Here is a 13,337-nt window from a genome sequence, read left to right as displayed (position 1 = left end):
TCGCGCGGACGAATTGATAAACTGTTGGATGGGAACAACATACTGCTGATTGATGCAGACGGAAAGATGGAAGTTGCTCAATGCTGAAGGCGGCGCGCAACAGCCTGCACCTGACAGCAAAACGAGGTTTTCCGGGTAAAGAACAAGAGCGTCTTCTTAAAGACGGATCAGAAGCTCAAGGCTTAGACGCCGCTGTCACGCGCTTGTTATTGAGAGTTGGTAACACCAAATGAAAAAGGAGGACTGAATGCTGCGAAACTAACGAAGTTCCGTTTCTACTGGACAGCGCTAATGTCGACAAATTGGCACTGAACAGCCTAGCTGCACCGAGCGACAAGGTCGTACGCGCTCGCTGGCTTCTGACTCTGTTCCGACCCTCGCGTCGCCTCCGGGAGATGTCTGACACCTTTGATCCCACTTCAGCTTTCTGCGTTGCGAGGACCTACATGCCCAAGGCTAACGAGAAGACTATCGTGCAAGGAATGAGCGGTACAAAACAGATCTCCCGGCCTGCCCTAGACAAGTTGGAAGCGACCAGCAATCAACGTAGTCTTCAATCCCTCTTCGAACCGCGGGGAGTTGCGGTGGTCGGTGCTACATCGAAGCCGAGTCTCGCGAAGAGCATCCTCAACAACATTATATTGTCCAGCTCGATGGAAATATCGCCGCTGTCAACCCGAAGTGCGACAAAGTTGACACGTAGACTGTTTTTATAGGTGTATCTCAGACGTTTCCTTCCAGATCGATCTAGTATCCGGAATCAGAGCTGAGTGATACGGCGGCCCTTGAAAGGGCGTTGACGGACCTTTTTCTTGGTTCAGACGAAGGGCTCGGCTTTGTCGTTGTACGCGCTGACGTAGGCATCGATGTGTTCCTGAAGCTGCTTGAGGCTTGTGAAGGAGGTGTCGCTAAGTGACTGCCCCTGCAAGATCGAGAACCATACCTCGACCTGATTGAGCCAGGACGCGCTCGTCGGCGTGAAATGAAATTGCACGTTGGGGTGGGCCTTGAGCCAGTCCTCGTTTTTCTTGTGGGTGTTGAGGATGACGTGAAGCTTTCGGCGCGGAAAGGCCGCGGTGACGCTGTTCATGAAGTCGAGGACCTCGACGCGGCGACGGCGTTTTGAATAAGCCGCGATGATCTTTCCGGTGGCGACTTCGAGCGCTGCAAACAATGTTGTGGTGCCATGCCGCTTGTAATCGTGGCTCTGGCCGGTCAAGGCGCGGCCATTTGGCAACTTCAGATAACCCTGCGCTCTCCAAGGCCTGGATCGAGGGCTTCTCGTCCACGCATAGCACAATGGCCTTCGCGGGCGGGGCGACGTAGAGGCCAACAACATCGGCGGCTTTGGCCGTAAGGTTCGGATCGTTGCTCTCGCACCAGGACTTGCGAGCCGCGAGGTCAATCTTGTGGCTGCGCAGGAACGCCAGACATATTGGACGTCAACATTGCCCAGCGCCTCGGCCAGCAGAGGGCCGGTCCAGCGCGCAAACCCTTGCGGGGCGGCTTATCCAGCAGCTTCAGAATCCGCTCGTCGGTGGCCTTCGTATAGATCGGCTGCTTGCCCGGCCGCGGCTTGTCTTGCAGCCCTTCAAGGCCATGATCGGCATAGCGGTGCCGCCAAAGGCTGACAATCCGCGGCTGGACTCCGACTTCCTTGGCGATCGAGCGGGTGCTGCGCCCGTCCGCCGCCAACAGAACTATCCGCGCCCGCTTCAAATCGCGCTGCAACGTCACCGGCGAGCGACAATACGCCTCAAGCACGTTGCGATCTTTCCGCGAAAGGTGGACTTCTCTTGCTTCGGGGATCATCCATATCTTGAATCACGACTCACGATCCAAGAAAAGTGGGTACTAGGCTTCAGAAGTGTCGGTGGAACCGCTTTCTCCATTCGTCTTTTCCGTCTCGCAAACCTCGGCGGGTTATTGTGCCTTCTGGTCGGACCTTGGGTCTTCCTTTCCGGCCCTGTTTCTTATGCGGTGCGGCCCAAGAGGTTGGCGTCGTAGTCACGGCCCTTTGCGAGCATGCTCCGGGCCATGCGGGCGAGTTTTGCGGCCAGGGCAACAACCAAGACATTGGAGTGGAGCCGCTTGGACGCTGCCTCCAACCAGGCTCTGAACCGCCCCGGGTTTGCCGGAGGCTGTTTGGTTTAAGTTATGCCGCCATGGCGGGTTGTTCCAGCATGGCGTAGTAGCGTTGCTCGGCTTCGGCCGGCGGGATGTTGCCGATGGGCTCGAGGAGCCTTCGGTTGTTGAACCAGTCCACCCATTCCAGCGTCGCGAACTCGACGGCCTCGAAGCTGCGCCATGGGCCGCGCCGATGGATCACCTCCGCCTTGTAGAGACCGTTGATGATTTCGGCGAGAGCATTGTCATAGGAGTCTCCGACGCTGCCGACAGAGGGCTCCACGCCGGCTTCGGCCAGGCGCTCGGTGTACTTAATGGATACGTATGGCTGTCCCTATCGCTATGATGCACGAGCCCGCCACGATGGACCGGCCGTCGATCATGCAATGCCTGCTCCAGCGCATCGAGCACGAAGCCTGCATGCGCCGTGCGCGAGGCTCGCCAGCCCACGATCCTGCGGGCATAGGCGTCGATCACAAAGGCGACGTAGACAAAGCCGGTCCAGGTCGCGACATAGGTGAAGTCGGAGAGCCAGAGAACGTCCGGCCTTGGCGCCTTGAACTGGCGGTTGACGTGATCCAGCGGGCATGGCGCGGCCTTGTCGCTGATCGTAGTCTTGACGGATTTGCCGCGGATGACCCCTTGCAAACCCATGTCACGCATCAGTCGCGACACCGTGCAACGGGCAACATCGAAGCCCTCACGTTTGAGCTGCCGCCAGACCTTGCGCGCGCCGTAGACGCGGAAGTTCTGATCGAAGACGCGCCGGACCTCGATCTTCAGCGCAATATCCTGCCTGGCGCGCGCCGACAGCCTGGCGGGATCCCGCCGCTTGGCCACATGGGCGTGATAGGTCGAGGGGGCGATCGGCAAGACTTTGCAGATCGGCTCGACCCCATGCGCCCCCTGGAAGCAGCGTGCGCGCCCGAGCATGCGTCAGACTCACATCGGCGGGCAGAAGGTGTTCGTCGATTTCGCCGGCAACACCATCGACATCTTCGATCCCATCACCGGCGAAGTGCGCGCCATGAAGCTGTTCGTCGCGGCGATGGGGCCTCGAACTACACCTACGCCGAGGCTTGCCCAAGCGAGATCTTGTCCGACTGGATCGGCGTGCATGCCAACCTGTTCAGGTACCTCGGCGGCGTGCCGAAGTTCGTGGTCTGCGATAATCTCAAGGCCGCCGTGACCAGCCCCGATCGTTACGATCCTGGAATCAACCGAACCTATGCCGAGATGGCCGGCCATTACGGCACCGCGATCCTGGCGGCGAGGCCAAGGCGACCAAAGGACAAGGCCAAGGTTGAGGTCGCCGTCCAGATCGCGCAGCGCTGGATCCTGGCTCGCCTGCGCAATCAGCGCTTCTTTTCCCTGGCGGAACTCAATGTTGCCATCCGAGTGCTGGTCGTCGAACTCAACGCTCGCCAGATGCGCGGTTTCGGCACCGACCGCGCCGAACTGTTCGCCGAGATCGATCGTCCCAAGCTGGGAGAACTGCCGGAGCAACCCTACGCCTTTGCGCGCTGGAAGCGTTGCCGTGTCTCCCCGACTACCACGTCGAGATCGACGGGCATTGGTATTCCACCCCTTATCGGCTGATCCGAGAACTCGTCGATGTGCGTATCGCCGACAAGACAATCGAGATCTTCCACAAGGGTCAGAGGATCGTGAGCCACGCCCGTGCGCCCAACCGGCGTGGCCACACCACCATCGCCGATCACATGCCGAGCGCCCATCGCCGCTACCGCAAGTGGACGCCGGGGAGGGCTGATCGCGGCCGGCGAGAGGATTGGTCCCTCTACCGCGGCGTTTTTCCAGGCCGTCATCGCGGCAAGGCCGCATCCCAAGCAAGGCTTTCGTACCTGCCTCGGCATCCTGTCGCTGACCAAAAGTTACGACCATGCGCGCGTCGATGCAGCCTGCCGACGCGGCATCCTCATCAAGGCTCGCTCCGTCGCCTCGATCCGCTCGATCCTCAAGAACGGCCTTGATCGCGCGTTCCCTGACGAGACATCCGCCGATCAACCCCTGCGCCACCGCAACATCCGGGGTCAGGGCTATTTCCACTGACCCATGGAGATCTCAATGCTGACGCATCCCACCCATGAACGGCTGATCGCACTCGGCTTGACCGGAATGGCCAAAGCCCTGGAGGAGCAGGGGCGATCACCGGATCTCAATGCCCTTTCGTTCGAGGAACGCATCGGATTGCTGGTCGATCGCGAAGCCGCCGAGCGCGACACCAAACGTCTCACGACCCGCCTCAAGTTCGCCGCGTTGCGCCAAAGCGCATGCGTGGAAGACGTCGATTCGCGTACGCCACGCGGCATCGATCGCGCCGTCTTCGCCAGACTCGTCGGCGGCGACTGGATTGACCGCAACGAGAACCTGCTCGTCACCGGGGCAACCGGGCTCGGCAAGAGTTGGATTGCCTGCGCCCTCGGCCACAAGGCCTGCCGCGACAATCGTTCGGTCCAATACCATCGCGTCCCACGCCTGTTCGAGGCTCTCGCCCTCGCGCGCGGCGACGGTCGCTATGGCCGCATGCTCAAAACCCTCGGCCGCGTTCAACTCCTGATACTCGACGATTGGGGGCTGTCGGTTCTCAATCCGCCCGAACGGCGCGACCTTCTCGAGATCCTCGATGATCGCCACGGTCGCGCCTCGACCATCGTCACCAGCCAGATCCCCGTCGAACACTGGCACGACATCATCGGCGATCCAACCCTCGGCGACGCCATCCTGGACCATCTCGTTCACAACGCTCACCGCCTTCAGCTTACCGGAGAAAGCATGCGAAAGGAGAGTGCCCGCAACCAAACTCTGACGCCACCTCAAACCCCTGAACCAATCACCATGTCGGTGGAAGCGGCCGTTCAGATCGTGTGAAATATCTGCTCACGATCAAACGAAACGAGGGTTCACCATCGAGTGAAATCGCCGCTCACCATCACCGAAATGCGCAGGCAACCCCGGGGCGGTTCACTCCGAAGCCATGTCGAGGCCAACTCTGACGCTGCAGAAGTACGGCTCTGGCGCCCTGAATGAACAGCGTCCGCAGGTACCGATTACCGCGCCTCGATATGCGCCCGAGAATGGTTCCATCGCCGGTCGAGATTTGCTTCGGTACCAGACCAAGCCATGCTGCAAAGTCCCGGCCCTTATGGAAGGCATCACCGGTTCCGATGGCGGCGACCATCGCGCTTGAGATGATCGGCCCGACGCCGCGCGCACTCATTAAGCGGCGACAGTGTGGATCTTGATCAGCGAGTTCGTCGATTTCTTTCGTCATTGACGCGACTCGTCGGTCGAGATGGGCCAGTCCTCGGCCAAGTCTTGAATGAGCTGGATCACTCGAGGCGATAAGTTGTCCTTTGGCGCTGAGAGAATCTGAGGAAATGCCAATCGAAGCGCTGCCGCTCCCTGCCGGACTGACAGCCCCCGCTCAAGCAAAAAGTCTCGGATTTGATTGTTGACCCCGGTTCTTTGCGCCACCAATGACGGCGAACTCTGTGCAGTGCCTGCAAGTCAAGTTGCTCGGCGACTTCAACGGGACAAAGCGGCGTTCCGGGATCAGCGCCTCGCCGAGAGTAACGCCGTAGAAAAACCGCAGCGCACAGACGATCTGGTTCAGCGCCGGCCATGATATGCCGGTCGAGACCAGATGCACTTGAAAGGCGCGAACGTCTTCCAGTTCCAGCCGATCCGGCGATTTGCCGAAATAACGGCTGAACTTCGAAACCGCGCTGATGTAGGATCGCGGCGTCGCCAGCGACAGATTGCGGACGGTCATGTCGTCCATCATGCGGCGGCGAAGAGGGCTCAAATCGGCCATCTCAATACTCCTGTCTGAGGGGGTGGGCTGCAACACCCACATCCTCTCAGGCAGGAGGCGCTCTACGCCACCTCGCCGTTCACGTCGCGGTAGCGGCTTCGTTCAATCCCGCTCCAAAGGGCCGCTTTCCGGCAACCCAGTCGCGGCAAAACGCCACTTCTGGACCAAATCAACGGCTTGGGACTTCTTCACGGACGACACCTTATGGAGACTGCAGTGAACGGGAAGACCAACCCGCTCTAACAAGACTTCCGCCTTCTACCATCAAAACTCACCGGCTTGAGCTTAGACCGGCTTTTGACCTGACACATCTCCAATCTTTGCGTCGATGTCTCAGCAACACCGCGGTGCAGCCACCCGGACATCCCCCTGCAAGACCGATTGCCTCAATCAACCAATACACTCCACGGAAAGACTGCCGCTCACCAGCGACCCTGGGGAGGTTGCCGTGTTCGTGGGGCACTGTCCTCAATGGTGCAGCATACTTGGTCCTGCTCGCCCTGAGACACTTGCCGGAAAGTTACGGCAAACGATCATCCGCGCGAATCACCGGAAACCGACAGCTCGGCGACACGCCAACTATATGATTCAAAAATAACATCAGGGGACAACAGCCAACGGCCATCAAGGGGACGGTTTTCAAGCCATGCTGTAGTTAAGCGTCGACTTTGGTTCGCCGCGAAGAGGTGCGGGTGCTGTCAGAATCCCTTGCGCGGGGACGCGCCGCGCCATCAGGCTCAGTGCCAGCAACCAATGCCAGATATCTATCGAGAGCCTTCTGAAATTTCGCGCTCCATATCTTTTGCGCTTCCTCGCGCTTTCCGTCACGGATCGCTTTAAAAAGCTTGACGATATACCTTTGAGCGTCACATTTGCGATCGGTATAGACGACAGAAAAAAAATTGTTAAATCGCCTGGTATCGCCAGTAAGCTCCGAAAAATAGCGCATTGTTCTTTGAAGCTCCGTCGCGTCCACGATTGCTTGCTGAAATTCAAGATCATTCTGAATTGACTCTGATTGATCCTCAAACTCCGAAAACTTAATGGCATTTTGTGCGAGCTTCTCGATCGTTTTCAATGACTTCTGGGAGATTTGCTTCGGATTCGCAAAGATATGATCAAGCGCTAACCTTCCCAAGGCCATTCGAATATTATAAACCTCGGCAATGCTCTCCGCGTTGACTGCGGTGACCGATGCACCTTTGTTGAGCTTTATTTCAACAAATCCCTCTCGCGCCAAAAGCCTCAGCGCCTCGCGGACTGGATGGCGCGATACATTTAGCATTTCGATTAGTTGCTGTTCCACTAACCTATCGCCGGGCTTAAAATGCCCGGCAATTATTGCATTCCGGATCTGCTCTGCCGCAAATTGAGTGCTTTCTATAGGGGTCATTCGCGTTAATATAGCGCTATTGCCATGTCTAGCTCGCATCGAGTTCCCCTCGTGACCGATGAAAGATACGTACACGGGAATGTCGTTGCATACTATATACGTGTGCGTTCATTGAAGAAAGAAGGCGGCCGCTTTCACATTCCGCAGATAGGCCAGTCGCAACGCGCTGCGACAAGTGACCGGCCCCCGAACTTTCATCCAGCGGTAATTAGAGTCTCGTGGGTTTTACGCCGGTTGGCACGGGTGGAGCAACGGACGATCGACGGAGCTGGTCGGGGTTGCGCAGCCGATCGCCCGTTGCGGTGAATGCGGCAGCATAGGCCGCGGGTGTTTGGTATTTCAGCGAAGAGTGTTGGCGTTCGCCGTTGTAGTCGGCGACCCATTCGGCGAGCTTGTTCCGTGCATCGTCCAGGCCGAAGAACAGCGTTTCGTTCAAGAACTCGTCGAGCATCCGGCCGTTGATGGGGAAGACGGCCCCGCTCTCTCGGCGACGGTGATATCGTGCCAGATGTGCTGGCGGCAGAAGGAGTCAATCAAGTGAACATCGCGACTATTGGGTTGGACATTTCGAAGTTCGCTTTTCACCTCCATGCGGTTGATGACGAAGGTCGCGTGGTCTGTCGCCAACGCCTGCTGCGTGGTGAGATCATCGCCTTCTTCTCATCACTGTTCCTGCCTGGTCGGCATCGAGGCTTGTGCTTCCGCGCACCACTGGGCACGCGAGATCCAGCGGCTTGGTCACGATGTGAGATTGATTCCGCCGGCATATGTAAAGCCCTACGTCCGGCGAGGAGCTAAGAACGATGCCACTGATGCGGCCGCAATCTGCGAAGCAGTTGCTCGCCCTAACATGCGGTTCGTTCCGATCAAGAGCGTCGAGAACCAAGGCTTCTTGATGCTTCATCGAGCAACAGGCTTGCTGGTTCGTCAGAGGACTATGACATCTGCGCCATCCGAGAGTTCGGAGTTATTGTTGGGCAAGGCCGACAAAGGGTGGATGGTTTGGTGCAAATGTTGGACGATGATCAGTTGTCGCTGCCGACTACGGCGCGCATGGCGCTGGCAGCGCTTGTAAACCAGATGAAGGAAAGTCGACCGACAGATTGAAGCCATCGAGTGAGAGTTCCGCGATGATCTGCTTCTGTATTCGGTCTGCCTCTGTCAATCCCTTAAGAGCGCGTGCCGCGGGTACCTTGCTTCTGTTCGTGGTCGGCAAAGCCGCCACATGATGGGATTCGGTTGAATGGTCGGTTCAAGCTCTTCGCGTAGTCAGCCGCCTTGAGGCGGACGCCACGACAGATCATGCGAACTCGACCATCCCACGCCCTGCGACGGGCGTCTCTTTGAATGGCGATGGCGTCCTTACGCCGCCGCCGTCCATCGGAACTCTAGAGCGGTCCCGCTTGTCTGAACAGACTTTCCGCGTCGATAAGTGGAGCCTCTGCCGAGATTAGGCCGCCACCCGGAGCGGCGGAAGGTTGAAGTAGGCTTGATCCGGGGTCATGTCGTCAAGGCTCGAACGGGGCCTTCGTGCGTTGTAGAAGTCGAGATACCGGCCGATCGAATGTGGCGCCTCGCCGACGGTTTCGTAGGCTCGCAGATAGACCTCCTCTTATTTAACGCTGCGCCATAGCCGCTCGACGAAGACGTTGTCCCGCCAGGCGCCCTTGCCGTCCATGCTGATCGCGATACCGTGGCTGGCGAGGACGCCGGTGAAGGCCGCCCCGGTGAACTGGCTGCCCTGGTCGGTGTTGAAGATCTCCGGCTTGCCGTGACGGATCATCGCGTCCTCCAGCGTCTCGACGCAGAACGCCGCCTCCATGGTGATCGACAGTCGCCACGACAGCACACGGCGGGTCGCCCAGTCGAGCACCGCGGCGAGATAGACGAAGCCACGTGCCATCGGGATATAGTTGATATCCATCGCCCCACCTGATTGGCCCGCTCGATCGCCAGACCGCGCAGCAGATACGGATAGATCTTGGCCTCGCAACATGCGCGAACCGGCGAAAGGAAACTCCAGATGCAGCCGGTCGAGCCGCTGCATGATCGCGAGGTCGGCAGACGTCACCAGACGCGGCAGATAATAAACGCTGCCGCGGCTGATCTCAAAAACTTCCGCCTGCCTGGTGATCGACAGATCGTGTCCACGGTCGACCATCGCTTTGCGCTCAGCATTCCCGCCTTGGTGAGCGCTCCTCCTAAAAAACTATGCGCGGCGCTGCGCTCCCCCTGTGGGATAGAAACGGCCGGCGCTAGATTGCCGAACGAAACGGAGCGGCCGATACGATTTTGGTGGGACGTGACCCCGTTAAAAAAACCTGGTCCAGGGGTTGTTGCGCACTTGAGAGTGGTAACGCAATCCGGCGATCCCGTTTGGGAATCTCACCAATAGCGCAGCCCAGCCCTTCCGCCGCCGTCAGCAGGAGGATTGGAGATGAATCCCAAAAGAGCGAAGTCGAGGAACGACGGTAAGATGCCGATGGTGCACCCAAACGCGGCTGCCATCGACGTCGGAGCGACTATGCACATGGCTGCCGTGAGGCCAGATCGCGCACCCGAGTCGGTCCGCAGCTTCGGTACCTTCACGGCCGATCTGCATCGGTTGGTCGACTAGTTTACTGAATGCGGCGTCGAGACCGCCGTCATGGAATCGACCAGCGTCTACTGGTTTCCGATTTTCGAGCTTCTCGATGCTCGGGGATTTACCGTGTTTCTTGTCAATGCGCGCGATGCCAAGCACGTGCCGGGGCGAAAGACCGATGTTAGCGATGCGCAATGGCTGCAGCGGCTCCATTCATTCGGGTTACTGCGGGCCAGCTTTTGGCCCAAAGGGCAGATTGCCGAGCTGCGAGCCTACGTGCGTCAGCGCAAGCGTCTGCTGGAGTACGCGGCCTCACAGATCCAGCATATGCAGAAGGCCTTGATGGAGATGAATCTTCAGCTGCACCACGTCGTCGCCGACATCACCGGCGCGACCGCCTCCGTATCATACGCGCCATCCTTGCCGGCGAGCGACCTGAGACGCTGGCGTGCTTGCGCCATTACAGCTGCTACTCAAGCGCCGAGACGATCGCGAAGGCGCTCACCGGAAGCTGCCGCGCCGAGCATCTGTTTGCGCTCGAGCAGGCCCTTGCGCTTGACGACGCCTACCACGAGAAGGCATCTGCCTGCGACGCCCGGATCGAAGCCGTATTGAAGGAGCTGAGGCTCCACCGCGGTCAGGGCCATGGACCAGCCCCGCGAGTCTCGCGGCGTAGGAATCGAACCGATCAGGCGAACGCTCCAGCTTTTGGCGTCCGCGAGGCGCTGTTCGCGTTTCTCGGAAAGGACATCACCACTATCGACGGCCTCGGTCCTTACCTCTCGCTGAAGCTGATCGATGAATGCGGCGACGACCTCTCTTCGTGGCCAAGTGCAAAGCATTTTCACCTCCTGGCTGGGATTGGCGCCGAGCAACAAGATCTCCGGCGGCAAAATGCTCTCGTCGCGAACGCGCCGATCCGGCGGCCGGGCGGCGGCACTTCTGCGCCTAGCTGCCGTGACCGTGGGTCGTACAGACACCGCGCTCGGCGCCTTTTATACACGGCTCTCAGGCGCGCATCGGCAAGGCCAAGGCCGTGACCGCCACGGCCCGCAAGACCGCAGTTCTGTTCTACAATGCTGTGCGATACGGAATGGACTATGTCGATCCAGGGGCCTCGTTCTACGAGACGCGTTACCGGACGCGAGTGGTCAACAATTTGCATCGGCGTGCCAAGGCATTCGGCTTTGTTCTCCAGCCCCTGGAGCCGAAAGTAGTCGCTGCCGTTTCTTAGGAATCATTCTCCAGCGTCAGCTCTCCGATCTTGGAATGCAGCGACTTCACATCGACTGCAGGCGCAGCCGGCGGCCCGCCCCTGGTCCGAAAATCCCGGAAGCATTGCCCTCAAGCTGCGATTTCCACGCCGTAATCTGTTGGGGTGAACGTCAAAATGCTCGGCCAGTTGGGCTATGGTCCGATCGCCTTTGACGGCGGCCAGAGCCACCTTCGCCTTGAAGGCCGGTGAGTGATTCCGGCGTGCTCGTCTGCTCATCGTCTCTCCTGATTCGCGGGCCTATCGTGCCCGTCGTCAGGCAGAAACTCCACTTAAGCCTGTGCAGATTTCCGGAGCCGGCTCTTTCGGTTCCATCGCCCCACATTCGGTGAAGGACGACAGCCATCTTTCTGGCCGGCGCGACCTTCGCACGCTTGCTTCCTTGCCGGTGTGCAACACGCACCGCCCAAGCCTTCATCGGAGACCATCGGGTCGATGGCCTGAGAACGACGTTGGCAGCTTCAAACAGGGCCGTGCGCGTTTCTCCATCTCCGACTTTTGTGATCCGTCCAACCCGATCAATCTCGCCAGATTGGTATCGCCGGGGCGTCAACCCGAGATAGGCGCCCACGGATTGGGAATGCAGGAATCGCTGGGATCGTCCACCGTGGAGCGGAATGTCAACGCAGAAACCGGGCCGATTACCGGCATCGTCATCAAGACCCGACATGCCGGGTCGCTGCGCACGGCCTTCAGAACCAGACGATGGAGTCGGGCGTACTCCCGCATCAGCGCTTCGCGTCCGGCGAGCAGCGGATTCATGATCGCCTCCAGAATGGCGTCACCGCCGACCAACTCACGAACTCGCGTCGCGAACAGATTGATTCCGCGAGACGATACCGGTCTTGAGACCGAGCGGACGCAGAAGTCCTCGGATGACTTGCTCCGCGGCAGCGATGGAGCGGACGATATGCTTGCGAGCAGTCGCCAATGTCCGCGCCCTTTGGCTGCCGATGCTCTTGACATGAACAGGCTTGAACCATCCCGTTCTCACCACCTGTGCGATCCCATGGGCGTCGTTCCGTTCGGTCTTCACCGGCATGGCTGAAAGTGCCGCCTTAACCTGGCGGGCTTCCAAACTGACGGCCGGCAGCCCAAGTTCGATTAGATTGGCGGTTAGCCATTCTGAGGTCGGTCCTGCCTCCAGGCCCACCCGCTCAACTCGACTAGGCCATGATTCGAGGTACTGCACAATCGACGGCGCGTCGCCAACGTCGTTCCCTCCCGGATAATCTTTCCGTCTCGTCCACCGCACATATCGAAGCGGAATTCAGCGAAACATCGAGGCCGACGTAGATCACGACTTTTCCTCCTTGGATGGAACCGGTCCATGATCGTCAGTCAAAACGTGGTGCGCGGCAAATAGGTCAGACGACGGATGTGGATCGGCGTTCGGCTGGGACCCCCTATCGGCATCCAAAAGGGGCTCTGACGCAATTTTGGTGTATCGGGATCATATAGCACCGATCAAGCGGGCCTGCAGAAGATCGAGCTTGGCGCGCCCGTACATCTGACGCTTGACGAGCTTGAGCTTGGTAATCTGACCCTCGGTCTGCCCGTTGGACCAAGATGTTTTAATCGCAGCGTTGATGGCGGCCTTGTCTTTGGTGACACCGTTGGCGAAGGACCCGACGAGACTTGCGCATGCTCCTTCCAGCCAAGGGTCAAGATCTACGTGAGCCTTCTTGCGGATCGTCGTGTGGAAAGCGGTTTCGCGAGCTTCCACCAGGAGAGGAACGCCTTGCTCGATTGCCGCGATGGTAACGGTCTCAGACTTTGATAGTGCATCGCGGCCATTAGTCATCAGGCGGGCAATAGTTCTGGCGGACGGCACGCGCTGTACACTTTGAGCATCGGGCGTTTCGGCGCGCCGATGGCGTGTCGCCCACTCTCTAACAACCCGCTCGGAGCCCCTAAAACCCAATTTCCTGAGGCGACGCCACAAGTCGGCACTGTTGTGATGACCACTAGGGTTCAGACTCAATTGATCCAATAAGCGACGAGAGCGGCGAGGTGGACGGCGGCAAAGAAGTTTCTGGCAAGTTTGTCGTAGCGAGTAGCAACACGCCTGAAATCCTTGAGCCGGCAGAAACAGCGCTCGATAACATTGCGCCCTTTATAGAGG

Annotated in this window: 8 protein-coding genes and 9 pseudogenes; 5 read left to right on the top strand and 12 right to left on the bottom strand. The window is 59.0% G+C overall.

Features of this window, described 5'->3' with window-relative positions:
- Nucleotides 1–80 precede the first annotated feature (80 nt).
- Nucleotides 81–233 carry a hypothetical protein gene (locus IVB27_RS27110; protein WP_247446133.1) on the top strand — a complete coding sequence of 51 codons (153 nt, stop codon included), beginning with the start codon at nucleotides 81–83 and terminating at the stop codon, nucleotides 231–233.
- 584 nt (nucleotides 234–817) lie between these two features.
- Here the strand turns inward: IVB27_RS27110 and IVB27_RS43355 are convergent.
- The 3 genes and pseudogenes from IVB27_RS43355 to IVB27_RS27100 all read right to left on the bottom strand — a co-directional run.
- Nucleotides 818–1,456, bottom strand: a complete 639-nt coding sequence (locus IVB27_RS43355; RefSeq protein WP_345946927.1) for an IS630 family transposase — start codon at nucleotides 1,454–1,456, stop codon at nucleotides 818–820.
- Entirely contained in the window at nucleotides 1,402–1,812 is a 411-nt protein-coding gene (locus IVB27_RS43350; RefSeq protein ID WP_345946923.1) for a helix-turn-helix domain-containing protein, read from the bottom strand. Before IVB27_RS43350 ends, IVB27_RS43355 begins: the two co-directional genes overlap by 55 nt.
- Before the next feature lie 343 nt (nucleotides 1,813–2,155).
- Nucleotides 2,156–3,027, bottom strand: a pseudogene (locus IVB27_RS27100) (IS3 family transposase); the annotation flags it as partial.
- 7 nt (nucleotides 3,028–3,034) lie between these two features.
- On the opposite strand from IVB27_RS27100, the pseudogene istA reads away from it, so the two are divergent.
- Both istA and istB read left to right on the top strand, forming a co-directional pair.
- Nucleotides 3,035–4,197 (top strand): annotated as a pseudogene (gene istA, locus IVB27_RS27095) (IS21 family transposase); the annotation flags it as partial.
- Between the two features lie 15 nt (nucleotides 4,198–4,212).
- Nucleotides 4,213–5,016 (top strand): IS21-like element helper ATPase IstB, encoded by an 804-nt coding sequence (gene istB / locus IVB27_RS27090; RefSeq protein ID WP_247446132.1) that lies wholly within the window; start codon nucleotides 4,213–4,215, stop codon nucleotides 5,014–5,016.
- Nucleotides 5,017–5,077: 61 nt separating this feature from the next.
- On the opposite strand, the gene IVB27_RS43750 is transcribed toward istB, so the two are convergent.
- The 4 genes and pseudogenes from IVB27_RS43750 to IVB27_RS27070 form a co-directional block, all read right to left on the bottom strand.
- Nucleotides 5,078–5,419 (bottom strand): transposase, encoded by a 342-nt coding sequence (locus IVB27_RS43750; RefSeq protein WP_524536513.1) that lies wholly within the window; start codon nucleotides 5,417–5,419, stop codon nucleotides 5,078–5,080.
- Nucleotides 5,420–5,689: 270 nt separating this feature from the next.
- Nucleotides 5,690–5,962: pseudogene (locus tag IVB27_RS27080) on the bottom strand (phage integrase N-terminal SAM-like domain-containing protein); the annotation flags it as partial.
- 655 nt (nucleotides 5,963–6,617) lie between these two features.
- Nucleotides 6,618–7,355: a GntR family transcriptional regulator gene (locus IVB27_RS27075; RefSeq protein WP_247446131.1), complete on the bottom strand. Its 738-nt coding sequence runs from the start codon at nucleotides 7,353–7,355 to the stop codon at nucleotides 6,618–6,620.
- A 208-nt stretch (nucleotides 7,356–7,563) separates the two neighbouring features.
- The gene (locus tag IVB27_RS27070; RefSeq protein WP_524536515.1) at nucleotides 7,564–7,878 is read right to left on the bottom strand and encodes an integrase core domain-containing protein; all 315 of its coding nucleotides are present in this window, start codon (nucleotides 7,876–7,878) and stop codon (nucleotides 7,564–7,566) included.
- A gap of 14 nt (nucleotides 7,879–7,892) precedes the next feature.
- Here IVB27_RS27070 and IVB27_RS43745 point away from each other — a divergent pair.
- Nucleotides 7,893–8,472, top strand: a pseudogene (locus IVB27_RS43745) (IS110 family RNA-guided transposase); the annotation flags it as partial.
- Nucleotides 8,473–8,805: 333 nt separating this feature from the next.
- On the opposite strand, the pseudogene IVB27_RS27060 reads toward IVB27_RS43745, so the two are convergent.
- A pseudogene (locus tag IVB27_RS27060) lies at nucleotides 8,806–9,564 on the bottom strand (IS3 family transposase); the annotation flags it as partial.
- A 228-nt stretch (nucleotides 9,565–9,792) separates the two neighbouring features.
- Between IVB27_RS27060 and IVB27_RS27055 the strand changes: the two are divergent.
- A pseudogene (locus IVB27_RS27055) lies at nucleotides 9,793–11,173 on the top strand (IS110 family RNA-guided transposase).
- Between the two features lie 2 nt (nucleotides 11,174–11,175).
- On the opposite strand, the pseudogene IVB27_RS27050 reads toward IVB27_RS27055, so the two are convergent.
- The 4 genes and pseudogenes from IVB27_RS27050 to IVB27_RS27035 form a co-directional block, all read right to left on the bottom strand.
- A pseudogene (locus IVB27_RS27050) lies at nucleotides 11,176–11,431 on the bottom strand (transposase); the annotation flags it as partial.
- Nucleotides 11,432–11,516: 85 nt separating this feature from the next.
- A pseudogene (locus tag IVB27_RS27045) lies at nucleotides 11,517–12,513 on the bottom strand (IS110 family RNA-guided transposase); the annotation flags it as partial.
- Nucleotides 12,514–12,665: 152 nt separating this feature from the next.
- Nucleotides 12,666–13,181: pseudogene (locus tag IVB27_RS27040) on the bottom strand (transposase); the annotation flags it as partial.
- An 11-nt stretch (nucleotides 13,182–13,192) separates the two neighbouring features.
- The coding region (locus tag IVB27_RS27035) for a transposase (RefSeq protein ID WP_247446177.1) at nucleotides 13,193–13,337 on the bottom strand (145 nt) is incomplete at its 5' end.

The organism is Bradyrhizobium sp. 197 (assembly GCF_023073375.1).
In the GTDB taxonomy this organism is placed as follows: domain Bacteria; phylum Pseudomonadota; class Alphaproteobacteria; order Rhizobiales; family Xanthobacteraceae; genus Bradyrhizobium.
The sequence above is the reverse complement of the archived record's forward strand: the minus strand, read 5'-3'. Positions and strand labels throughout refer to the sequence as shown.